The 22,552-nt window shown below is 70.1% G+C and carries 19 protein-coding genes; 9 read left to right on the forward strand and 10 right to left on the reverse strand.

The window, feature by feature from the left end; translation table 11 throughout:
- Positions 1-276: 276 nt before the first annotated feature.
- Positions 277-546 (reverse strand): hypothetical protein, encoded by a 270-nt coding sequence (locus tag WMI84_RS09140; protein WP_347352393.1) that lies wholly within the window; start codon positions 544-546, stop codon positions 277-279.
- 5 nt (positions 547-551) lie between these two features.
- Positions 552-782, reverse strand: a complete 231-nt coding sequence (locus WMI84_RS09145) for a hypothetical protein (protein WP_347352395.1) — start codon at positions 780-782, stop codon at positions 552-554.
- A gap of 303 nt (positions 783-1,085) precedes the next feature.
- Between WMI84_RS09145 and WMI84_RS09150 the strand changes: the two genes are divergently transcribed.
- Positions 1,086-1,415, forward strand: coding sequence for a nucleotidyltransferase domain-containing protein (locus tag WMI84_RS09150; protein WP_347352396.1), 330 nt, complete (start codon positions 1,086-1,088; stop codon positions 1,413-1,415).
- Positions 1,416-2,197: 782 nt separating this feature from the next.
- On the opposite strand, the gene WMI84_RS09155 is transcribed toward WMI84_RS09150, so the two are convergent.
- Together WMI84_RS09155 and WMI84_RS09160 are read right to left on the reverse strand one after the other, a co-directional pair.
- On the reverse strand, positions 2,198-3,595 hold the full coding sequence (locus WMI84_RS09155; RefSeq protein WP_347352398.1) for an MFS transporter: 1,398 nt from the start codon (positions 3,593-3,595) through the stop codon (positions 2,198-2,200).
- The gene (locus WMI84_RS09160; protein ID WP_347352399.1) at positions 3,592-4,974 is read right to left on the reverse strand and encodes an MFS transporter; all 1,383 of its coding nucleotides are present in this window, start codon (positions 4,972-4,974) and stop codon (positions 3,592-3,594) included. Before WMI84_RS09160 ends, WMI84_RS09155 begins: the two co-directional genes overlap by 4 nt.
- A gap of 347 nt (positions 4,975-5,321) precedes the next feature.
- Here WMI84_RS09160 and WMI84_RS09165 point away from each other — a divergent pair, with 347 nt between their 5' ends.
- From WMI84_RS09165 to WMI84_RS09190, 6 genes are read left to right on the forward strand one after another with little or no spacing between them, the layout of a single operon-like run.
- Positions 5,322-6,119 carry a helix-turn-helix domain-containing protein gene (locus WMI84_RS09165; protein WP_347352401.1) on the forward strand — a complete coding sequence of 266 codons (798 nt, stop codon included), beginning with the start codon at positions 5,322-5,324 and terminating at the stop codon, positions 6,117-6,119.
- The gene (locus tag WMI84_RS09170) at positions 6,116-9,829 is read left to right on the forward strand and encodes a nitrate reductase subunit alpha (protein ID WP_347352403.1); all 3,714 of its coding nucleotides are present in this window, start codon (positions 6,116-6,118) and stop codon (positions 9,827-9,829) included. The genes WMI84_RS09165 and WMI84_RS09170 overlap by 4 nt, the downstream gene beginning before the upstream one ends.
- A gap of 1 nt (position 9,830) precedes the next feature.
- A complete protein-coding gene (narH, locus tag WMI84_RS09175; RefSeq protein WP_347352405.1) occupies positions 9,831-11,519 on the forward strand; it encodes a nitrate reductase subunit beta in 1,689 nt (562 codons plus the stop codon).
- On the forward strand, positions 11,516-12,256 hold the full coding sequence (gene narJ, locus WMI84_RS09180; protein WP_347352407.1) for a nitrate reductase molybdenum cofactor assembly chaperone: 741 nt from the start codon (positions 11,516-11,518) through the stop codon (positions 12,254-12,256). The genes narH and narJ overlap by 4 nt, the downstream gene beginning before the upstream one ends.
- On the forward strand, positions 12,253-13,002 hold the full coding sequence (gene narI / locus WMI84_RS09185) for a respiratory nitrate reductase subunit gamma (protein WP_347352409.1): 750 nt from the start codon (positions 12,253-12,255) through the stop codon (positions 13,000-13,002). The genes narJ and narI overlap by 4 nt, the downstream gene beginning before the upstream one ends.
- Entirely contained in the window at positions 12,999-13,430 is a 432-nt protein-coding gene (locus WMI84_RS09190; RefSeq protein ID WP_347352411.1) for a LuxR family transcriptional regulator, read from the forward strand. The genes narI and WMI84_RS09190 overlap by 4 nt, the downstream gene beginning before the upstream one ends.
- Before the next feature lie 80 nt (positions 13,431-13,510).
- On the opposite strand, the gene WMI84_RS09195 is transcribed toward WMI84_RS09190, so the two are convergent.
- From WMI84_RS09195 to WMI84_RS09215, 5 genes are all read right to left on the reverse strand, one after another.
- Positions 13,511-14,938: a DUF2252 domain-containing protein gene (locus tag WMI84_RS09195; RefSeq protein WP_347352413.1), complete on the reverse strand. Its 1,428-nt coding sequence runs from the start codon at positions 14,936-14,938 to the stop codon at positions 13,511-13,513.
- Between the two features lie 47 nt (positions 14,939-14,985).
- Positions 14,986-16,746, reverse strand: coding sequence for an arginine--tRNA ligase (gene argS, locus WMI84_RS09200; RefSeq protein ID WP_347352415.1), 1,761 nt, complete (start codon positions 16,744-16,746; stop codon positions 14,986-14,988).
- A 68-nt stretch (positions 16,747-16,814) separates the two neighbouring features.
- Positions 16,815-17,786: a hypothetical protein gene (locus WMI84_RS09205; protein WP_347352417.1), complete on the reverse strand. Its 972-nt coding sequence runs from the start codon at positions 17,784-17,786 to the stop codon at positions 16,815-16,817.
- Between the two features lie 181 nt (positions 17,787-17,967).
- Complete coding sequence (locus WMI84_RS09210) at positions 17,968-19,608, reverse strand: AMP-binding protein (RefSeq protein ID WP_347352419.1); 1,641 nt, start codon at positions 19,606-19,608, stop codon at positions 17,968-17,970.
- A 140-nt stretch (positions 19,609-19,748) separates the two neighbouring features.
- Positions 19,749-20,456, reverse strand: a complete 708-nt coding sequence (locus WMI84_RS09215; protein ID WP_347352421.1) for a maleylpyruvate isomerase family mycothiol-dependent enzyme — start codon at positions 20,454-20,456, stop codon at positions 19,749-19,751.
- Between the two features lie 99 nt (positions 20,457-20,555).
- On the opposite strand from WMI84_RS09215, the gene WMI84_RS09220 reads away from it, so the two are divergent.
- Together WMI84_RS09220 and WMI84_RS09225 are read left to right on the forward strand one after the other, a co-directional pair.
- Entirely contained in the window at positions 20,556-21,002 is a 447-nt protein-coding gene (locus WMI84_RS09220; RefSeq protein ID WP_347352423.1) for a MarR family transcriptional regulator, read from the forward strand.
- Positions 21,003-21,086: 84 nt separating this feature from the next.
- Positions 21,087-21,620, forward strand: coding sequence for a peptidase (locus WMI84_RS09225; protein WP_347352425.1), 534 nt, complete (start codon positions 21,087-21,089; stop codon positions 21,618-21,620).
- A 37-nt stretch (positions 21,621-21,657) separates the two neighbouring features.
- On the opposite strand, the gene WMI84_RS09230 is transcribed toward WMI84_RS09225, so the two are convergent.
- Positions 21,658-22,467 (reverse strand): isocitrate lyase/phosphoenolpyruvate mutase family protein, encoded by an 810-nt coding sequence (locus WMI84_RS09230; protein WP_347352427.1) that lies wholly within the window; start codon positions 22,465-22,467, stop codon positions 21,658-21,660.
- Between the last annotated feature and the right edge of the window lie 85 nt (positions 22,468-22,552).

Below are 22,552 nucleotides of genomic sequence, written 5' to 3' on the forward strand. Positions count from 1 at the left end.
GGGATCAGGCTAGGTCAGGCACGTGCCCAATCCGTGCCCAATCGCACGGCGCCCACGGGTGCCCGGCGGGCTCGAGCGGGCACCCGCCCAAGCGCAACTGGACTGCCGACGGCGCCCCCGGCTCACTTCCCAAGCTGGATACGCGGGTTCGATTCCCGTCGCTCGCTCCACCGCTCCGCCGCAGGTCAGGACACATGTCCGGGCCTGCGGCTTGCTCGTCCCCGTCACGTCCGTGCCCAACACATGCCCAGCCCCCGCCCACTCGGTCGGCACTCGTCAGGCGACGCGTTTGGCGTAACGCTGTCTGGCGGCCTCTCCGCTCGTGCCAACCAGGTGACCGATGGCGGCCCAGGACATGCCAGCCTCGCGTGCCACGCGCACGGCGTCGACGAGGTGCCGTTCGGCGGACGAACGCTCGGCGACGGCAGCCCGCAGCGCCGAAACGGCAGCGACGTCCAACTCGTCGACATCCTTCGGCTCATACCGCTCGAAACGTTCCGCGAGTTCGTCGGCGTGAGCAAGGATCTCATCAACGGTTCGTGGCATGTGCATCACCTGAGGAACTTTTCTCGGGCGCGCATCGCGTGGACGACGACCACGGCGCTGTCGCCCTGGATGTAACCAACTTCAAGGAAGATGCCCGCCGCGCTTGCGCCGACCATCATGGTGAACCCCTCACCGAGATCCCAGATCCGGATGGGGTTGCGGTAAGCGTGAACGATGTCGTGTTCGTCAACGCCGTGCTTCAGAGCCGATTCGGCGAGGATCGGCTCATCCGTCACGACTCCAAGGTAACTTGCGGCGCGCTGTCCCTGCAAGCATGCGAGTCGCCAGGTATCGGCGAAGGGACCCAGGGCGTCGACAGCGATGCGTGCCCTCAGCGTCGGGCATCACGAGGCCGCAACGGACACGAACGGCCTCTCCCCGAGCGTGACCAGCCAGCCGCCCAGCAGGTTTGATGGACCGGATTCCCGAGCAGGATACGCGGGTTCGGTTCCCGTCGCTCGCTGCACGGCTCGGACGAAGCCGTGTGAGCTCGCGTCCGTCGTGGGCCGCCGCCGGTGCCCCGCCGGTATCCTGAAGGCATGCCCGAGGCCGCCGTGACGCCCGAGACGCTCGCCCTGCGCGAGCTCCTCGACACGCGCCGCGAGGAGTTTCGGGCGCTCCTGGTCAAGTACGGGGCGACGAGCGCGAAACTGTTCGGCTCCGTCTCGCGCGGCACCGCGAAGGCCGGCAGCGACATCGACATCCTCGTCGAGATGGACCCAGCCGACGGGAACCTGCTCATGCGCGCCTCCGGACTCATGGAGGAGACTCGGGTCCTGTTCGGCCGCGACGACATCGACGTGTTCCCGGCGCAACTGCTCAAACGGCCGATCTCGGCCTCGGCCCTCGAGGACGCGGTCGCGCTGTGAGCCGCGGCCTCGACCAGAGGATCTCGGACATCCTGGAAGCCATCGACCGCTGCCGGCGGTATGTCGCCGCGCTCGACGACGATGACGCGGACCTCGTGGAGATGGCCGAGGACGCCATCGAGCGCAACCTCCAGATCATCGGCGAGGCGACCAGCCACCTGCCGCCGGAGATCACCGACGCGCACCCGGAGATCGCCTGGCCGCAGATCCGCGGCTTGCGGAACATCCTCGTGCATCAGTACTTCGGGGTCGACGTCGACATCGTCCGCGACGTGATCCAGACCCACCTGCCGCCGCTGGCCGAGGCCCTACGTCCCTCAGGCGCCCCCGCGCCTGAACGAAACCGCGTCCGACCAGGCCCGATGTACCCTCACCACCTGCTTGGCAAGCAGGTACCCGACGGGGCTCGTAACGTGCGACGTGCGTGCGATTGCGTACGGCCAGTCAGGGGGCACTGCGGCCATCCGCGGATACGGCCTGACGCACCACGAGCTCGGACGGCCGGGCCCTTACGGTATTCCCAAGCTGGATACGCGGGTTCGATTCCCGTCGCTCGCTCCACGACTCCGCCGCCGGTCAGACGCCCTCCCCGGCGGCATCAGCGGCGGAGTCCTTGCGTTCCGGGTCGGTCGTGCCCAACGCGTGCCCAGTCACGAGCGCTTCTCCCCCGTCGGTGGATCACTGCTCGACACCCGCTCGACCGAGACCAGGTAGCCACCCGAACCGGAAGCAGACAGGTGCCCCACATCGACGTGGGGCACCTGCCGGTGGGAACGAAGGCGTCAGCTGGGCTTCGGCGCACCCGGCCGGGCGTAGCGCATCCAGGTGACGACGATGCACATGATCGCCCAGACGATGCCGATCGCGTAGAAGACGGTCGGGGTCATGATCGTCAGGCCGACGCCGAACAGGAACGGGCCGAAGGCGGCGACCGCGGCGGTCCAGCCGATCACGCCGCCGGCCTGGCGCCGCTCGAAGATCATCGGCATCTGCTTGAACGTCGAGGCGTTTCCGATGCCCGAGAAGAGGAAGATCGCGAGCATCCCGTAGAGGAACTGGTTGAACCCGGCGTGCAGCGTGGCGGCCGACGTCGCGTCCGGGGTCAGCGACGGGATGGTGTAGGCGATCGCGCCGACGAGCCCGATGCCCGAGATGAGCGACCAGATCGCCCCGCCCATGCGGTCGGTCAGCGGCGAGAACACCACGCGGGCGCCGGCCCCGACCAGCGGGCCGAGGAAGACGTACTTGACGACGTCCGGCGGCACGTAGCCCTCGATCAGGACCTTGGCCGCAGCGCCCTCGCCCGAGACGATGGCGGTGTTACCGATGCCGTAGAGGTTGGCCATCAGCAGGCCGAACTGCGCGGACAGACCGGAGAACGTGCCGAACGTCATGATGTAGAGCAGCGTCATCCACCAGGTGTCCTGGTTGTTGAAGATGTCGAACTGCTGCTTGATGTTGGTCGTCATCGGGACGGACTTGAGGAAGGTCCAGGAGAAGAAGGCGATGATCAGCAGCAGCGGGATCCAGACGAACGCCGCGTTCTGGTACCAGACCTCCTGGTCCGGCTTGCCGGGGAAGGTCAGCATCTGCGAGCCGCCCAGGAAGCCGACCATGCCGAAGCCGATCAGCCACGGGGTGAGCAGCTGCACGAGGGAGACGCCGAAGTTGCCGATGCCGGCCTGCAGCCCCAGGGCCGTGCCCTGCATGCGCTTGGGGAAGAAGTAGGACGTCGAGGGCATGAACCCGGAGAAGGCGCCACCGCCGATACCGGAGAGGAAGGCCAGCGTGAGCAGCTCCCAGTAGGGGGCGGTGGGGCTCTGCACCCGCACGCCCCAGCCGAGGATCGGCGCGATGAGCAGCAGCGAGGTCAGGGTGACCATCTTGCGGGTCCCCATGATGGGCGGCAGCACCATCCAGACGATGCGCAGCAGCCCGGCGGCCAGGCCCGGGATGGAGGCGAGCCAGTAGAGCTGGGAATGGCTGAAGTTGTAGCCGATCGGGTTGAGCTTGGGCACGATCGCGCTGGGCAGGAACCAGGCGACGAAGCACATCGTCAGGCTGAAGGTCGTGATCCAGAGGGTGCGCCACGCGAGAGCCTTGTCCCACGTCTGCTCGTTCTCCGGGTCCCACCCCTCGAGCCATTCGCCCTTCGTGCGGGTGGCGGCGTTGGTGGTCATGCGCGTGCCTCCGTGCTCTCTGTGCTGGCGTCGATCGCAGACGCGCTAGGGGCGTGGGCGTGTTCGATCTCGGGGTTGTGGGCCGGCGGCGGCTCGAAGTAGTCGGACAGGTCCGGTGAGCCTTCGTGCAGCATATGGACGACGGTCCAGTGCATCCAGAGGGCACACACCAAGGTGAGCAGGAAGATGACGAAGAAGGTGCTCGACGGGAAGCCGGACCACTGCTTCGTATAGGCGAACAGCGGCGGCAGGAAGAAGCCACCGAGACCGCCGAGCATCCCGACCAGGCCCCCGACCGGTCCGACGACCGTGGGGAAGTACTCCGGGATGTGCTTGTACACCGCGGCCTTGCCGACGCCCATCGCACAGCCGAGCACGAAGACCAGGATGGCGAACGGCACGATGCCCAGGTGGTAGGGCAGGTGCTGCGTCTGGCTGCCGTCCGCGTGGTTGATGACCAGGTGGCCGTTGGGCATCATCAGGATGCCGCTCGTGACCAGCATCACGGTGAAGGTGAGGTACATCCCGCGCCGGGCCCCGAACTTGTCGCTGAACCAGCCGCCGAGGGGGCGCAGCAGCGAGGCCGGGAAGATGAAGGTGGCCGTCAGCAGCGCGGCCGTGCCGAGCGAGACCCCGAAGTTGTCGACGTAGTACTTGGGCAGCCAGGCGGACAGGGCGACGTAGGCGCCGAAGACCGCCACGTAGTACAGGCCGAAGCGCCACACCCGCACGTCCTTCAGCGGCTGGAGCATGGCGCCCAGCGACTGGGCCCGGCCCGGCATCCGGTCCTGGCGCGGCGCGAGCACCCAGGTCAGGACCCCGATCGCGACGAGCAGCACGGCGTAGATCGCCGGGACGATGCGCCAGCCGCCCTGGACGCCGAAGGCGAAGGTCGCCCCGGCGGTCGCGACGATCAGCGGCGGGCCGATGAACTTCGTCACCGAGGCACCGACGTTGCCGGCCCCGAAGACCCCCAGGGCGAAGCCCTGCCGGCCCCGGGGGAACCACGCGGCGTTCCACGCGACACCCACCGAGAAGAGGTTGCCGGCGAAGCCGACCAGGAAGGCCAGGCCGAGCAGCGCGGCATAGCTGTGCGCCTGGGCGACGAACCAGGTGGGCACCGCCGTCGCCAGGAGCATGACGATGGTCACCTTGCGACCACCGATCCGGTCGGTGAGCATCCCGGCCGGCAGGCGCCAGATCGAGCCGTTCAGCACGGCGACGGCGCTGATCCAGGCGAGCTCCGGGTCGCTGAGCCCGAGCTCCTGCTGGATGGGGATGCCGAGGATGCCGAACATCAGCCACACGGCGAACATCACCGTGAAGGCGGTCGTCGACAGGACGAGCACGCGGGTTGAGCCCGAGGAGGAGGGGTCCACCGAATACCTTGTCTTTTTGTAGGAATGGGACTGCTCTAAATTGGTGCGAACCGGGTCCGACTGCGGTGGTGGCTGAAGTATCGCCGCATCCCGTGCCGGGTGGCCACCCCGAACGCTAGAACTACGGTACGTAGTAGGAGCCCGCTGTGCAAGTTGCCGCTGCCAACGCCCTTGGTGGAGCGAGGAAGTCCCGCACCCGGGCTCGCGCCGGACCCGACCGATCGGTACGATCGGAATCCGTCGAATCCGCCGCGGGTGAATCCGCCAAATGCATGGTTAGATGAAGTAGCACGACTCCTATAAATAGGACACACGAACGTTGCCTAATTCGACAGGAGGTGGGCTGAATGCTCGACCGTACGCCGCTTGGCACCGACCTGCTCAACTCCTCAGTGCGCCGTCGGGTCGTCGACCTGCTCGCGAACCTGCCGCCGGTCCGCGACCCGCGCACCGGCGTGCGCAACCCTGCCGAGGGGCTCTCGGCGCGCGAGCTGGCCGACCGGCTGCACCTGCACGTCACGACCATGCGCTTCCACCTCGACCAGCTCGTCGCGGGTGGCCTGGTCACCTCGCACTTCAAGCGTGGCGAGGGGGCCGGCCGACCCCGCAAGCTCTACGCGATCGCGCACGGCTCGCTCGACCCGGGCCGGTCCGAGCAGTCCTTCGCCCTGCTCTCCGAGGTCCTGATCGAGTCGTTCAGCGACACCGACGAGACGCTGACCCCCGAGGAGCTCGGCGCCCGCTGGGGCCGCCGCCGGGTCCGGCAGGAAGGCCTCGACCCCAGCCGCACCAGCGCGGCGCAGACCCCGGGCCAGTGGCTCGGCAAGATCGGCCGCATGGTCGACATCCTCGAGGAGTGGGGCTACACCCCGGAGGTGTCCACCACCGAGGGTGGCCGCACCGCACGGGTCGCCCTGCACGGCTGCCCCTTCATCGACCTGGCCCGCGACAACACCGCCCTCGTCTGCAGCATCCACCGCGGCCTCATGCGGGGCGTGATGGAGGAGCTGGGCGAGGAGCACACCGAGGTCAGCCTCACCCCGTTCGTCACCCCACACCTGTGCGTGGCCGCCCTGACCGCCGGCCCGCCACCGGAGAGCACGTCCCCTCGCATCCCAGCCAATGACAAGGAGACCCGTTCATGACCCCCTCGACCCGGACCCATCCGGCCGGTCTCGACGGCCCGCTCAGCGAGGCCTTGGTCGGCACCCGTCGCTTCTTCACCAGCGCAACCGTCTCCGACGACAAACGCCTGCTGCTGCGGCAGGGGGGCCGCGAGGGCGACTCCTTCTACCGCGACCGGTGGAGCCACGACAAGGTGGTCCGGTCCACCCACGGCGTCAACTGCACCGGCTCGTGCTCGTGGAAAGTCTACGTCAAGGACGGGATCATCACCTGGGAGGCCCAGCAGACCGACTACCCCACCGTCGGCGCGGACCGGCCCGACTACGAGCCGCGCGGCTGTCCGCGCGGGGCCGCGTTCTCGTGGTACACCTACTCCCCCACCCGGGTGCGCTACCCGTACGTGCGCGGCGTACTGCTCGAGATGTACCGGGAGGCCCGCGCCCGGCTCGGCGACCCGGTCGAGGCCTGGCACGAGATCACCAACGACCCCGAGAAGGCCCGGCGCTACAAGAGCGTCCGCGGCAAGGGCGGCCTGGTGCGCGCTACCTGGGACGAGGCCGCGGAGATCGTGGCGGCGGCATACGTCTCGACCATCAAGCAGTGGGGCCCCGACCGGGTGGCCGGCTTCTCGCCCATCCCGGCCATGTCGATGGTCAGCCACGCGTCGGGTTCGCGCTTCACCGAGCTCGTCGGCGGCGCGATGCTCTCCTTCTACGACTGGTACGCCGACCTGCCCGTCGCCTCGCCACAGATCTGGGGCGACCAGACCGACGTGCCCGAGTCCGGTGACTGGTGGGACGCCGCATACCTGATGATGTGGGGCTCCAACGTCCCGGTCACGCGCACGCCCGACGCCCACTGGATGACCGAGGCGCGCTACCGCGGCCAGAAGGTCATCTCGATCGCCCCCGACTACGCCGACAACGTCAAGTTCGCCGACGAGTGGCTGGCGATCGAGCCGGGCACCGACGCGGCCATGGCCATGGCGATGGGCCACGTCGTGCTCAAGGAGTTCTTCACCGACAAGCACGTCGACTTCTTCGACCACTACTGCCGCCAGTACACCGACCTGCCCTACCTGGTGGCGCTCGAGGAGGTCGCCGGAACGTCCGGCGAGGTGGCCTACCGGCCCGGCAAGTTCCTCACCGCCGCCGACCTCGGGGGCGAGCTCGCGACGTCCGAGAGCGCCGAGTTCCGCACCGTGGTGCTCGACCAGGTGAGCGGCGAGCTCGTCTGCCCCAACGGCTCGCTCGCCGACCGGTTCGGCCCCGGCGGGGTCGGCAAGTGGAACCTCGACCTCGGCGACATCGTGCCGGCCCTGTCCCTGCTCGACACCAAGGAGGACGCGGTCCTGGTCGACTTCCCGCGGTTCGACGAGGCGATGCCGACCATCGCCACCCGCGGCGTCCCGGTCCGTCGGGTCGGCGACCATCTGGTCACGACCGTGCTCGACCTGATGTTCGCCCACTACGGCGTCGCCCGCGGCGACCTGCCGGGCAGCTACGCGAGCGGCTACGACGACGTCGCCGCGCCGTACACCCCGGCCTGGCAGGAGACCATCACGGCCGTCCCCGCCGCCGCGGTGACCCGGATCGCCAAGGAGTTCGCCCAGAACGCCGCCGACACCGGCGGCCGCTCGATGATCATCGTCGGCGCCGGGGCCAACCACTGGTTCCACTCCGAGACGATCTACCGGGCGATGTTCATGCTGACCACCATCACCGGGTGCCAGGGGCGCAACGGCGGCGGCTGGGCGCACTACGTCGGGCAGGAGAAGGCCCGCCCGATCACCGGCTGGGCGCACCTGGCCATGGCGCTCGACTGGATCCGCCCGCCGCGCCAGATGATCCAGACCGCGTACTGGTACGTCCACACCGACCAGTACCGCTACGACCACTACCAGGCCGATGAGGTGTCCGCGGCGACCGGCAGCGGGATGTTCAAGGGCATGTCGACCATCGACACCCTCGCCCAGTCGGCCCGGATGGGCTGGATGCCGAGCTTCCCGAGCCTGAACCGCAGCTCGATCGACATCTGCGACGATGCCGAGGCGGCCGGCGAGAGCGTGCCCGACTACGTCGTGAGCCGGCTCAAGTCGGGCGAGCTGCGCTTCGCCGTCGAGGACCCGGACTCGCCCGAGAACTTCCCGCGGGTGCTGGCGATGTGGCGGGCCAACCTGCTCGGCAGCTCGGCCAAGGGCGAGGAGTACTTCCTCAAGCACCTGCTCGGCACCGACCACGCGGTCACCGCGACCGAGACCCCCGAGCACCTGCGCCCGCGTGACGTCGTATGGCGCGAGCAGGCCCCCGAGGGCAAGCTCGACCTGCTGCTCACCCTCGACTTCCGGATGACCAGCTCGACGATCCTGTCCGACGTCGTGCTCCCGGCAGCGACCTGGTACGAGAAGCACGACATCAACACGACCGACATGCACCCGTTCATCCACTCGTTCAACCCGGCGATCAACCCGCCGTGGCAGACGAAGACCGACTGGGACATCTTCCAGGTCATCGCCGAGAAGTTCTCGCCGCTGGGGGCCAAGCACCTCGGCGTGCGCAAGGACCTCGTGGTCGCGCCGCTGCTGCACGACACCCCGGACGCGATGGCCAACCCGCACGGCATCGTGCGCGACTGGAAGGCCGGCGAGTGCGAGCCGATCCCCGGCAAGACGATGCCCAAGCTGATCGTCGTGGAGCGCGACTACGGCGCCATCCACGACCAGATGATCAGCCTGGGTCCGGTCCTGGACAAGCTGGGCACCACGACCAAGGGCGTCACCTACGACGTCAAGCGCGAGATCGAGCGGCTCGGCCACCTCAACGGGGTCATGCGCGGCGGGATCAAGAGCGGCCGGCCGAGCATCCGCACGGGCGTGCAGGCGGCCCAGGCGATCATGACCCTGTCGGGCACGACCAACGGCCACCTGGCCACCCAGGGCTTCAAGACCCTCGAGGCCCGCACCGGCCACGTCATGCACGACCTGGCCGCCGAGAACCAGGGCAAGGAGATCAACTTCGCCGACATCCAGGCCGCCCCGGTCCCGGTCATCACCAGCCCGGAGTGGTCCGGCTCGGAGACCGGCGGCCGGCGCTACAGCCCCTTCACGATCAACGTCGAGCGGCTCAAGCCCTGGCACACCCTCACCGGGCGCCAGCACTTCTACCTCGACCACGACTGGATGCTCGAGATGGGCGAGGAGCTGCCGGTCTACCGGCCGCCGCTGGACATGAAGAAGCTGTTCGGCGAGCGCGAGCTCGGCACCGTCGACGAGCTCGGGGTGGCCGTGCGCTACCTGACCCCGCACAACAAGTGGTCGATCCACTCGGAGTACCAGGACAACCTGTTCATGCTCTCGCTCGCGCGGGGCGGACAGGCGATCTGGATGTCCGACAAGGACGCCGCCAAGGTCGGCATCAAGGACAACGACTGGATCGAGGCGGTCAACCGCAACGGCGTGGTCGCGGCCCGGGCGATCGTCAGCCACCGGATGCCCGAGGGCACGGTGTACATGCACCACGCGCAGGACCGGCTGATCGACGTGCCGCGCACCGAGACGAACAACCGGCGCGGCGGCATCCACAACTCCCTGACGCGGATCCTGGTCAAGCCGAGCCACCTCATCGGCGGCTACGCCCAGCTGGCGTTCGCGTTCAACTACCTCGGCCCGACCGGCAACCAACGAGACGAGGTGACGGTGATCCGTCGCCGCACCAAGAAGGTGGAGTACTGACATGCGCATCATGGCCCAGATGGCGATGGTGATGAACCTCGACAAGTGCATCGGCTGCCACACCTGCTCGGTGACCTGCAAGCAGGCGTGGACCAACCGCGCCGGCATGGAGTACGTCTGGTTCAACAACGTCGAGACCCGTCCCGGACTCGGCTACCCCCGCACCTACGAGGACCAGGAGACCTGGCAGGGCGGCTGGACGCTCAACTCGCGGGGCAACCTGCAGCTGAAGGCCGGCGGCCGGTTCAAGAAGCTCGCCACGATCTTCTCCAACCCGAAGCTGCCCTCGCTCGAGGACTACTACGAGCCGTGGACCTACGACTACGAGAACCTCATCAACGCGCCGGCCTCGGACGTCTTCCCGGTCGCCCGCCCGGTGTCGCTGATCTCCGGCAAGCCGATGAACATCACCTGGTCGGCGAACTGGGACGACAACCTCGGCGGCAGCCAGGAGGTCGCCGTCAAGGACCCGATGCTCAAGGGCATCGAGGACAAGGTGAAGTTCCAGTTCGAGCAGACCTTCATGTTCTACCTGCCGCGCATCTGCGAGCACTGCCTCAACCCGAGCTGTGCCGCGAGCTGCCCGAGCGGGGCGATCTACAAGCGCGAGGAGGACGGCATCGTCCTGGTCGACCAGGACCGCTGCCGCGGCTGGCGCATGTGCGTCTCCGGCTGCCCCTACAAGAAGGTCTACTTCAACCACAAGACCGGCAAGGCCGAGAAGTGCACCTTCTGCTACCCGCGCATCGAGGTCGGCATCCCGACGGTCTGCGCCGAGACCTGCGTGGGCCGGCTGCGCTACATCGGCCTGATGCTGTACGACGCCGACAAGGTCCTCGAGGCCGCGAGCGTCACCGACGACAAGGCCCTCTACCAGGCCCAGTGCGACGTCTTCCTCGACCCCAACGACCCCGCGGTCGCGCGTGACGCCGAGCTGGCCGGCATACCGCTCGACTGGATCGAGGCGGCCAAGAGGTCCCCGGTGCGCCGGCTGATCCAGGACTACAAGGTCGCGCTGCCGCTGCACCCGGAGTACCGGACCATGCCGATGGTCTGGTACATCCCGCCGCTGTCGCCGGTCGTCGACGTCGTCAAGGAGACCGGCTACGACGCCGAGGACCGGGGCAACCTGTTCGCGGCGATCGACGCGCTGCGCATCCCGGTCGAGTACCTGGCCAACCTGTTCACCGCCGGCGACACCGGGCTCGTCAGCGACGTGCTGAAGAAGCTGGCCGCGATGCGCTCGTTCATGCGGGACATCAACCTCGGTTCCGACCCCAACGGCGAGATCGCCGAGGCCGTCGGGATGGACGCCGAGTCGATGTACGAGATGTTCCGGCTGCTGGCCATCGCCAAGTACGACGAGCGCTACGTCATCCCGACCGCGCACGTCGAGCAGGCCCACGGGCTCGAGGAGCTCGCGACCGAGTGCCCGGTCGACTTCGACTACGAGCCCGAGCGCGGCACGTTCGGCGAAGGCTCGGGCGACCTGACCCCCGTCGCCGTCGAGAACTTCCGGATGCTCCAGCAGCGCCAGGAGGCCGACGACGTCAACCGGATGGCGGGCGGTCCCAAGGACAAGCACCTGCACGGCCGGGTCAACCTGCTCAACTGGGACGGCAAGGGCCGCCCCTCCGGGCTGTTCCCACAGGGCGAGCAGCAGGCGCCGCACCAGGAGAAGGAGAAGTGAACCCCTTCCGCCGGGCGGCCCGCACACAGCCGCCGCCGCTGTCCGACGAGCAGACCAGGCTGGCCTGGCAGGCGGTCTCGCTGCTGCTCGACTACCCGTCGGAGCAGCTCGTGGGCCGACTGCCGCTGCTGCGCTCGGTCGCCGACGGGCTTCCCGACCCGGTCCGTATGCCGCTCACCTCCTTCCTGGCGCACCTGGCCGCCCAGCCCCTCGGGGACGTGCAGCGCGACTACGTCGAGACCTTCGACCACACCCGCAAGTGCTGCCTCTACCTGACCTACTTCTCCTACGGGGACACCCGCCGGCGAGGCGTGGCGCTGGTGCAGTTCAAGCAGGCCTACCGGCGGGCCGGGGTCGAGCTGGCGGCCGACGAGCTGCCGGATCACCTCGGTGTCGTGCTCGAGTTCGGTGCGGCCGGCGACCTCGATGCGGCCCGCAAGCTGGTGGTCGACCATCGGGCCGGGCTCGAGATGCTCCGGATCGCGCTCGCCGACCGGGGCTCGGCCTGGGCCGACGTCGTGACGGCCCTGTGCGCCACGCTGCCCGCGCTCGACGGCGAGGGCCTCGACGCGGTGCACCGCCTCATCGAGCAGGGTCCCCCGCAGGAGGAGGTCGGCCTGGAGCCGTACGCCATCGACCCGGCCATCTGGGGGCCGCCGTCATCCGGGGGCGCGCCCCCCACCCCAACGAGCACGACAGCCACCGTCCCGACCATCCGCGTAGGAGCCCCCTCATGAGCGTCTTCCTCTGGGTGATCTTCCCCTACCTGTGCCTCGCGATCTTCATCGTCGGCCACTTCTGGCGCTACCGCTACGACAAGTTCGGCTGGACCACCCGCAGCTCGCAGCTCTACGAGACGCGGATGCTGCGCTGGGGCAGCCCGCTGTTCCACTTCGGCATGCTCGGGGTGGTCGGCGGTCACATCATCGGGCTGCTGCTGCCGAAGTCGTGGACCGACGCGATCGGGTTCACCGAGACGGCCTACCACTGGCTCGCCCTGACCGGTGGCCTGGCCGCCGGGATCGTGACCCTGCTCGGGATGACGATCCTGATCTACCGCCGCCGGACGGTCGGGCCGGTCTTCTCCGCGACGACGCCGATGGACAAGACGATGTACTTCTTCCTCGGCCTGGTCATCGTGCTCGGCATGTGGAACACCGTCGCCTCGAGCCTCTTCGGGCTCGGCTCGGTCGCCGGGGAGCACTTCAACTACCGCGAGTCGGTCTCGTTGTGGTACCGCGGGTTCCTGTCCGGCAACCCCAGCCCGAGCCACATGACCGGCATTCCGCTCGGCTTCCAGCTGCATGCCTTCTTCGCCTGCATCCTGTTCGCCCTGTGGCCGTTCACCCGGCTGGTGCACGTCTTCTCCGCACCGGTCGGCTACCTCACCCGGCCGTACATCGTCTACCGGAGCAAGGACAAGCGGGTCGGCGCCGGCGTCGGCAGCCGCGCACCGAAGCGCGGCTGGGAGAAGGTGCAGTGACCGAGGAGCACGTTGCCCCTCCGGCGCACACCCTGGGCGACCTCGTGCCGGTCTCGTCGCGTCACCACGACGCGGCGAGCGCGGGGATCGTCAACGTGGGCGAGGCCGCCCGCGAGGCGATCGAGGCGGCCCGCGCCGCCAGGCACGGCCGGGGCACCCGCGTGCTGTGGACCGGGGCCTACCAGCGGCTGGTCGTCGTCGGGCTAGCGCAGGGCGCGCAGCTGGCCGAGCACGCCTCGCCGGCCGCGGCCAGCCTGCAGGTACTGTCCGGCACGGTCCGCGTGTACGCCGGGCAGGAGGCCGAATGGGTCGTGCGGGCGGGTGAGGTCGTGGCCATCCCGCCCGAGCGGCACGGCGTCGACGCGGTGACCGAGTCGGCCTTCCTGCTGACCGTGTCGCTCGACCCCAACAAGCCCAAGGACGACTGACTGAGCACCCACGCCACGGGCCGGGCGACGAGGCTGAGCGGCATACCCAGCTGGGTATGCCGCTCAGTGCGTGTCCACGCTCAGCCCACTGCCGCCGCCACCAGGCGGCCGGCCGCGACCGCACCCTCGAGCGCGGCGTAGTCGCGCTCGGTCTTGTCGGCGTAGGCCACGGCGAACTCGCCGACGGCCTGCTCGAACGTCTCCTTGCTGCCGAGGTAACTCGCTATGGCAATGCGGTGACCCGACCGCGCGTGGGCGCGGGCGAGGGTCCGGCCACAGGCGGCGCCGAGCTCTCGGAGCGAGCGCGGCCCCAGGGACTCGACGACGAACGAGCCCTTCCAGTCGCGGAACTGGCGCACGTAGTAGTCCGTGTCGGTCGGCTCTGCGGTGATGTCCTGCCGGACGTGCTGCCAGCCGAGCAGGATGTCGCTCGAGCTCTGCATGAGCCGTTGCCCCTCGACCACCCGTCGGCCGTGGTGCTCCGTAGGCGGCTCGGCGGCATACGGCTCGAGCACGGAGGACACGGCCTCCTTGGCCTGCAGCATGAGCGGATGGCCGGTGTCGTCGACGAGCAGGCCCACCCACGCACGGGTGCCGACACTGCCGACCCCGACGACCTTGCGGGCGATGTCGACGAGCCGGAAACCGCCCAAGAGGTGACGCAGGTCCGAGCGCAGGCCCTGCTGGTAGCGCTGCAGGAGCTCGGTGACCCAGGCGGTCATGCGGTCCGCCCGGTTCGGCGCGAGCTCGCGCAGCGGCACGAGCAAGGGGGGCTCGCTCCGGAAGCGGGCGACTCCGTCGACCGTGGTGGTCAGCTTGCCGAGCGCCTGCTCGCTCGTACGGCCGCGAGCCTTCGCGGCGGCCTTGCGCGTCGCCGTGTAGCTCTCCTTCGAGATCGTCCCCCGCAGGGAGTCCAGCGTGGCGTCGACCTCGCCGTGGCGGTACCACACCTCGAGCATGGGCTGTCGGGCATACTCCCTCATGCCCTCGCGGTAGGCCTGCGCGGCGGCGAGCACGACCCGCCGGCGCTCCTTGGCGGCGTGTCCGTTGGTCCGCCCAGCGATCTCGAGGCTCGCCGCCAGCCGCTTGACGTCCCACTCGAACGGTCCGGGCCAGGTCTCGTCGAAGTCGTTGACGTCGAAGACGAGTCGGCGCTCCGGAGAGGCGAACAGCCCGAAGTTGCTCACGTGCGCGTCGCCGCACAGCTGGACGGTGAGACCGGAGTGCGGGACGTGGCCGAGGTCGTCGGCCATGACGGCCGCCGCGCCTCGGTAGAAGGTGAACGCGTCGACCAGCATCCGGCCGTATCGGACCGGGACCAGCTCGGGGACCCGGGTGGTCGCCTGTCCCTCGAGGATCGCGACCGGGTCCTGGCCCGGCACCGGCCGCAGCTCGGCATGGGCCTCGAGGGGCAGCGTCGCGCGAGCAGCGCGCCCCTGGGCCTTCTGCTCCTCCCGGTCCACGAACCCGACCGCGGCCAGCGGCCGCTGTTCCGGCACCGCACTCATGCCGTCCTCCTTCTCCGGATACCGCGTGGTCAGGGTGACCGCGACGCTCACATCTGCTCGGGCGCCTCGATACCGAGCAGGTCGAGGCCGGTCGTCATGGTGCGCAGCACGAGCGCGCTCAGCGTCAGCCGAGACTGCCGGACCGCGTCGGTGCCGGCCTTGAGCACCGGGCAGCTCTCGTAGAACGCCGAGAAGTCCTGCGCCAGCTCGAAGAGGTAGCCGGCCAGGCGGTGCGGCTCGTACTCCGAGCCGACCGCCACGACGACGTCGGCGAAGCCCAGCAGCCGCTTGGCCAGGTCGCGCTCCGCCGGCTCGGCCACCGCGACCGGGGCACGCTGGGCCAGCGGGTCGAGGCCGGCCTGCCGGAAGATGGAACGCACCCGAGCCACGACGTACTGCAGGTAGGGGCCGGTGTTGCCGGTCAGCGACACCATCCGGGCCAGGTCGAAGACGTACTCGCTGTCGTGCGCGACCGACAGGTCGGCGTACTTCACCGCGCCGATGCCGACCTGGCGCGCGATCGTCGCCCTGGTCTGCTCGTCGAGGTCGGGGCGGGCCGCGTCGATGACGTCCTGGGCCGCCTCGACCGCCTCGTCGAGCAGCATCACCAGGCGCAGCGGGCGACCCGACCGGGTCTTGAGGATCTTGCGGTCCGACCCGAGGACGTTGCCGATCCGGATATGGACCGGCCGGACCGCGTCCGGCAGCCAGCCCGCCTTGCGCGCGGTGTCCCAGACCATGTTGAGGTGCAGCGCCTGCGGCGCCCCGATGACGTAGAGCACCCGGTCGGCGTGCAGCTGCTCGACCCGGTACTTGACGGTCGCCAGGTCCGTGGTGGCATAGCCGTACCCGCCGTCGGACTTGCGCACGATCAGCGGCACCGGCTTGCCCTCGCGTCCGGTGTAGCCGTCGAGGAAGACGCACAGGGCACCCTCGGAGACGGTCGCGATGCCCTTGGCCTCGAGCTCGTCGCACACGTCGGCCAGCATGTCGTTGTAGCTGGACTCGCCGGCGAGGTCGGCGTCGGTCAGGGTCACCCCGAGGGTCCGGTAGACCTTGTTGAAGTAGGCCTTCGACAGGTCGACCAGCCGCCGCCAGTGCGCCAGCGTCGCCTCGTCGCCGGCCTGCAGCAGCACGACCCTGGCCCGGGAGCGCACGTCGAAGTCGCCGGCGCTGCCGGCCGGCTCGGCCTTCTCGGCGGCGTCGAACTTGGCGCGAGCCGCCTGGTAGAAGGCGTTGGGGTCGGTGACGAGCAGGCCCGCCGCGGCGGAGTCCTCGCCGACCTCGAGCAGGTGCTCGATGAGCATGCCGAACGGGGTGCCCCAGTCGCCGACGTGGTTCTGCCGGATGACGTGGTGGCCGAGGTGCTCGAGCGTGCGCGCCAGCGCGTCGCCGACGATCGTCGTGCGCAGGTGCCCGACGTGCATCTCCTTGGCGACGTTGGGCGCCGAGTAGTCGATCGGGATGTTCTCGCGGGCCTGCACGGGCACCCCGACCCGCGGGTCGGCCGCGAGCTCGTCCGCGAGCGAGTCGATCCAGCGGTCGCGGAAGGTGAGGTTGACGAACCCCGGGCCGCTCACCTCGGCGGTCTCGCACACGCCGTCGAGCTCGAGCGCTTCGACGATCCGGGCGGCGAGGTCCCGCGGCCGCAGGCCCACCCGCTTGGCGAGCGCCAGGGCCGCGTTGACCTGCACGTCCGCGAACTGCGACGGGCGCAGCACCGGGTCCGCCTCGCGGTAGTCCTCGCCCAGCACGGCGGCGATCGCGGACTGGACCTTCGGGGTGAGCGCGACGAGCGGGGAGACCATACGGGAGAGTCTATTTCCGGGCGTCCCCGCGCCGCGTCAGGCCTTGCCCGGCCGGGACGGCCGCCCGGTCAGCCCATCCACGGCGCCCGGACGCCCGGACCCGGGCGGTAGCCGACGCGGTAGGCGACGCGCTCGTCGTAGAACCACACGTCCGGAGCGGCCTCGTCGTAGCCCGGGCAGCCGGGGACCAGGTAGGTCCCCGTCGCGCGGACCGCCTTGACCGCGTGGCCGAGCGGCTGGGCGCCGTCGGCGATCGGTGCCGCCGAGCCGAGCCCGTACCCGCCGTCGCGGACCTCCGCCAGGGTGGAGACGCGGCGGGTCGGCTGCCGCGCTGCGGGCGGCAGGGTCACGATGTCGTCCGACCCGGAAGGCAGGTCGAGCGGGGCGAGGCCCACCGGTCCGAAGGGGTTCTCCGCGTCGGCCAGGTCGGGCTCGTCGTCCTCGAAGGCCGCCACACCGGCCGCGGTGGTCGTTGCGCTCGGGGCGCCGTCACGGGCCCCGGTCGGTGCTGCTGCGATCGGCTCCTCGGTCACGTCGACCGATACTTCGGCCACCACCGCTACCGGCTCCTCGGCCACCTCGAGCGGCTCCTCGGCCACCACCGCCACCGGCGGCTCGGCCGACTCTTCGGCCGACCCGTCGGCCGTGGCCGGGACAGCCCCGACGGGGGCGGGCGCCACGATCTCGTCCGTGGCGGCGGGGCCGTCCTGGGAGAGCTCGACGTCAGCGGACTCGGAGCGAACCGGCACGACCGGGGCGGGTGCCGCCGGGTTCTCCGGGACGCTGCCCCACGTCGCGGGCGCAGCCGGCTCGACCGAGCGGTGACCCTCGCCCGCCTCGCGCACCGCTGCGCCGACCGGCTCCAGTACCGGGGCCGCCTCGGCCACGGCGGGCCGGGCGGGCTGGGCACGCAGCGACCTCGCCCGGCGCCGCGCCTCCCGCTCGCGGCGCCGGCGCGAGGCCGCGAGCAGGCTCGCGACGACGGCGATGACGGCCGCGGCCAGCGCGAGCCACAGGATCAGCTTGGTGGGGTCAGACATGTGGTCGTCCTCGTGGTCGGGTGCTCTTCACGGGCAACCTACTGCCCCGGACCTCGAGTCCGTGGCAGCCTCCCGGCGCCAGGCCGGGGAACGTGGGGCACCCCGCCGGAGACGGTGGGGTATGCCGCTCAGCCGGCTCAGCGGCATACCCCACCCTCGGACGTGGTGGCGAGCGCGGCGGTCAGCCCAGGCCGAGCTTGCGGCTGGTGGCCTGGCGCATCTCGACCTTGCGGATCTTGCCCGTGACGGTCATCGGGAACTCGTCGACGACCTCGACGTAGCGCGGGATCTTGTAGTGCGCGAGCCGGCCGGTGCAGAACTGCCGCAGCGACTCCGCGGTGATCGGCTCGGCGCCCGGCCGCATCCGGATCCAGGCGCAGAGCTCCTCGCCGTACTTCTCGTCCGGCACCCCGATGACCTGGGCGTCGAGGATGTCGGGGTGGGTGTAGAGGAACTCCTCGATCTCGCGCGGGTAGACGTTCTCACCGCCGCGGATGACCATGTCCTTGATCCGGCCGGTGATCTCGACGTATCCGTCGTCGTGCATGACGCCCAGGTCGCCGGTGCGCATCCAGCCGTCGACGATCGCCTCGGCGGTCTTGTCCGGCTGCTCCCAGTAGCCGAGCATGACCGAGTAGCCCTTGGTCTGGAACTCGCCGGCCTGCCCGCGGGGCACGACCTCGCCGGTGGCCGGGTCGACGATCCGGATCTGCAGGTGCGGGCCGACCCGGCCGACCGTGCCGGTCTTGCGCTCGAACGTGTCGTCGGTGCGGGTCTGGGTGGACACCGGCGAGGTCTCCGTCATGCCGTAGCAGATGGTCAGCTCCTCGATGCCCGAGGCGATCACCTTCTTCATCAGCTCGGCCGGACAGGTCGAGCCGGCCATGATCCCGGTGCGCACCGTCGAGAGGTCGTAGTCGGCGAAGTCGGGCAGGTTCCACTCGGCGATGAACATCGTGGGCACGCCGTAGAGCGAGGTGATCCGCTCGTCCTGGACGGTCTGCAAGGTGATGGCCGGGTCGAACCCGGGGGCCGGGATGACCATGCACGCGCCGATCGAGGTGCAGGCCAGGTTGCCCATGACCATCCCGAAGCAGTGGTAGAAGGGCACCGGGATGCACACCCGGTCGTGCTCGGTGTAGTCGCAGAGGTGGCCCACGAAGAAGCCGTTGTTGAGGATGTTGCGGTGCGAGAGGGTCGCGCCCTTTGGGAAGCCGGTCGTGCCCGACGTGTACTGGATGTTGATCGGCTGGTTGTGCTCGAGCGTGGCCTGGACCCGGGCCAGCTCGTCGGCCGGGACCTCGTCGGCATGCGCCAGCAGCACGTCCCAGTCGGACGTGCCGATCAGGACGACCCGCTCGAGGCCGGGCACCTCGGGGCGCACCTGCTCGATCATCGCGGCGTAGTCGCTGGTCTTGAACTCCTTGGCGGAGACGAGCGTCGCGATCCCGGCCTGCTGCAGGACGTACTGCAGCTCGTGCGCGCGGTAGGCGGGGTTGATGTTGACCAGGATCGCGCCCATCTTCGCGGTCGCGTACTGGGTCAGCGTCCACTCCGAGCAGTTGGGCGCCCAGATCCCGACCCGGTCGCCGGTGGCGACGCCGACCGCCAGCAGCGCCCGCGCGAGCCGGTCGACGTCGGCCTGCAGCTGCGTGTAGGTCCAGCGCTTGCCCTGTGCGACGTCCACCAGCGCCTCGCGGTCGGGGAACCGGGCCACCGTCGCGTCGAAGTTGTCGCCGATGGTCTGCTCGATGAGCGGCGGCTCGGTCTCACCGACGGTGTGGGACAGGGTCTCGGACGCAGCTCGGACAGGAGCGGACATGGTGGCCTCCGTGGCATGGGTCGGATGTGCTTCGTACCAGCCAACCGCGCGGCGGGCCTCGGGGCAAGGAGTGTGCAGGTCAGGAGTGCACCGGGGGGCAGGGGTCCGGATGTGCGCGCGAGGCGCGACGGTGCACCCCGTCAGGCCGGGTGCCGCTGTCCACGCAGATGGTCCGCTCCGGCCCCGGTCAGCTCGTCGAGGCGGGCCGTGCGGCCGGTGACGAGCAGCAGGAGTGCACCGATCGGGCCGGCGACCTCGGGGCCGGCGCCTCGCGTCCAGTCGGCGTCCGTCGCTCGGAGGGTGTACCCCTCGAGCGGAAGCCTGCGGAACACCTTGCCGAGCCAGGTGTCTCGTGTCTCCCACCGGCGGGTTGCGGCCAGCACCGCCGCAGGCACGGGCAACTCCAGCTCGGCACCGAGCGGCACTGCGATGTCCTGGCTGTGCACGAGGATGTCCGTGAGGGTCTCGAGCTGGGTGACGAACGCGTTGTGGCGCCGGGAGCCGATCATCGCCCGGATCCGGTCGACGAGCTGTCCGGTCGGCAGCCGGGCCTGGATCGCCGCCGAGTCGACGATGGTCCGGTTGAGCGACCTGGCGCGCAGCATCTCGGGGTGTCGCGCCATGAACACGACGATGTCCCGGACCCCCTGCTGCTGCAGGGTCAGGTGCGCGGCGACGTGCCGCACCGTCCAACCGTCACACAGCGAGGGGCGCTCCCACTGCCGGCCCGTCAGCCCCTCGAGCAGGTCGGCGGTGCGCCGCCGCTGGTCGTCGATCGCAGCCCAGATCTCGTCGTCGTCCATGCCGGCCTCCTCACGCCGGTGGTGGTCGCGGGCGGGGTCGGTCATGGCGCGGCCACCCACGGCCGGGGAGCGTTCGCAGTCGCTAAAGTAATCCTATCGACGAACCAAATATAGTTCGATGCTCTGACTACTTCAAGGATCCTCGTGGACCGTGACCTGCCCACCAGCCTGCTCATGCTGATCGCGGGGCGACACGCGCAGCAGCGCATCTTCGATGCCGTCCGCGCGGGCGGGGTCACCGACGTGACCATGGCGCAGGGCCGGCTCATGGCCGGGATCGACCCCGAGGGGACCCGCCTGTCGGTGCTGGCCGAGCGGGCCCAGGTGGCAAAGCAGACCGCCACCGCCCTGGTCGACCGGCTCGAGCGGGCCGGCTACGTCGAGCGCGTCCCCGACCCCGCGGACGGCAGGGCGCGGCTGGTGCGTCCGACCGCCCGGATGCAGGCCGTGATCCCGGTGGCCCGCGCGGCGGAGCAACGGCTGGAAGCCGAGTGGGCGGCATACCTCGGCCCCCGCCGGATGCGGCACCTGCGGGAGGCGCTCACGGCGCTGCGTGACATCACCGACCCCTATCTCGAGCGGCATCCCTGACCGGCGGCGAAACCTGGTCATATTGCGCGACGGATTCGAGCAGATCGTGCGAATCTTGAGTAGGGGAAGGGTGAGGAGGTCGCCATGGATCCTCAACACGACGTCAACGTCGAGGTCGCGCCGATCTACGCGCGCGGATCACTGCAGGGGTTCATCCTGGTCGGGCGCTGGCCCGTGGACACGGTCGAGTGGACGCAGTTCCTGTGGCTCGCCGTACGGGTGGCGGCCGTGCCGGCGATGCTGCCGCACGGCAGCACGGTCTTCCGGGTCATCGAGTCCGTCCCGGAGCACTCGCCGGTGCACTCCGTCGGGGTCGTGCTGGCCGAGGGGCAGCTGGTCGGCGACCACGCGCTGCAGCCCGGCCGGTTCGCGGCCGAGCAACCGGCCGGACTGGCCGTGCTGCATCCGCCGACGAGCACCATCGCCTCGGTCCCGGAGTACGAGACGGCGTCGGGCTGCCTGCTGCTGCCGGGCCTGCCCTACCTCGGGCTCGCGCACCGGGCGGCGTGGATAGAGGCGGACGCACGCGGCACGGTCACGAGGCTCTCCGCCAAGGACGACGTCGACCCCGGCGACGACCCGGACACCGCCGCGCTGTCGCTGCTGCTCGCCTCCTGACCGCCCGTCGGGCAGGCCCGTGGTCACCGGCCGCTGCTCACGTGCCGGGCGTCATCTGGCGGTTCAGGTCGAAACGGCTGGCTTGGAGCGCAAGGTCACGGAAGGTGCCCTCCTCCAGCAGCTGCGCCGCGGCGGTCAGGGCGACGCTGTATGCCGCCCGTGCCAGCCAGCTGCCGACGCTGACCCGGGCCACCCCGACCCGGGCCAGCTCGTGCAGCGCGGGCGAGCCGTTGCCGGCCAGGATGTTGACCGGCGCGGTGAGACTGGAGCAGGCCGCGGCGATGACGTCGAGGTCGCGCAGCCCGATCAGGAAGATGCCGTCGGCGCCGGCCTCGACATAGGCGACGGCGCGCTCCAGCATCCGGTCGGTCGGCTCGTCGACCCCGAGCACGTACGTGTCGACCCGGGCGTTGACGAACAGGTCCGCGCCCCGCGCGGTCAGTCCCGCCCGGACCTCGCGCAGGAAGCCGGCGAACTCACCCACGTCCCGGTGCACGCCGTCGGTCGAGTCCTCCAGGTTGACGCCGACCACCCCGATCTCGGCCAGCTCGGCGAGGAACCGGGCCACCACACCCGGGTCCGGGCTGTAGCCGTTCTCCACATCCATGGTGACCGGTACCCGCACGTGATCGAGCAGCCGGCGCGCGAGGCCGAGGTGGGGGCCGGGTCCGAGGGCCCCACCGTCCGGGGTGGCGTTCGCCCAGGCCACACCGGCACTCGTCGTGGCGATCGCGCGTGCACCGAGGTTCTCGAAGAGGCGGGCCGAGCCCGCGTCCCAGGCGTTGGTCAGCACGAGCGGGGAACCGGGCACGTGCAGGGAACGGAACTCGTCGACGGTCGCAGCCATTGGTGCGCTCCTTGGTCGAGGTGCCAGCCGGATGTCCGGGGCTGTGCCTCACAGCATGGCACCGCGGTGGTCACCGACGTGCCGA

Origin of the sequence: Intrasporangium sp. (assembly GCF_039812505.1) — a bacterium.
Lineage (GTDB): Bacteria > Actinomycetota > Actinomycetes > Actinomycetales > Dermatophilaceae > Intrasporangium_A.

Coding starts and splice junctions, on each gene's coding strand:
- narI (WP_347352409.1), top strand. CDS start 12,253: ATGAGCGTCTTCCTCTGGGTGATCTTCCCCTACCTGTGCCTCGCGATC.
- WMI84_RS09210 (WP_347352419.1), bottom strand. CDS start 19,608: ATGTCCGCTCCTGTCCGAGCTGCGTCCGAGACCCTGTCCCACACCGTC.
- WMI84_RS09140 (WP_347352393.1), bottom strand. CDS start 546: ATGCCACGAACCGTTGATGAGATCCTTGCTCACGCCGACGAACTCGCG.
- WMI84_RS09230 (WP_347352427.1), bottom strand. CDS start 22,467: ATGGCTGCGACCGTCGACGAGTTCCGTTCCCTGCACGTGCCCGGTTCC.
- WMI84_RS09150 (WP_347352396.1), top strand. CDS start 1,086: ATGCCCGAGGCCGCCGTGACGCCCGAGACGCTCGCCCTGCGCGAGCTC.
- WMI84_RS09215 (WP_347352421.1), bottom strand. CDS start 20,456: ATGACCGACCCCGCCCGCGACCACCACCGGCGTGAGGAGGCCGGCATG.
- narH (WP_347352405.1), top strand. CDS start 9,831: ATGCGCATCATGGCCCAGATGGCGATGGTGATGAACCTCGACAAGTGC.
- WMI84_RS09195 (WP_347352413.1), bottom strand. CDS start 14,938: ATGAGTGCGGTGCCGGAACAGCGGCCGCTGGCCGCGGTCGGGTTCGTG.
- WMI84_RS09225 (WP_347352425.1), top strand. CDS start 21,087: ATGGATCCTCAACACGACGTCAACGTCGAGGTCGCGCCGATCTACGCG.
- argS (WP_347352415.1), bottom strand. CDS start 16,746: ATGGTCTCCCCGCTCGTCGCGCTCACCCCGAAGGTCCAGTCCGCGATC.
- WMI84_RS09170 (WP_347352403.1), top strand. CDS start 6,116: ATGACCCCCTCGACCCGGACCCATCCGGCCGGTCTCGACGGCCCGCTC.
- WMI84_RS09205 (WP_347352417.1), bottom strand. CDS start 17,786: ATGTCTGACCCCACCAAGCTGATCCTGTGGCTCGCGCTGGCCGCGGCC.
- WMI84_RS09165 (WP_347352401.1), top strand. CDS start 5,322: ATGCTCGACCGTACGCCGCTTGGCACCGACCTGCTCAACTCCTCAGTG.
- WMI84_RS09155 (WP_347352398.1), bottom strand. CDS start 3,595: ATGACCACCAACGCCGCCACCCGCACGAAGGGCGAATGGCTCGAGGGG.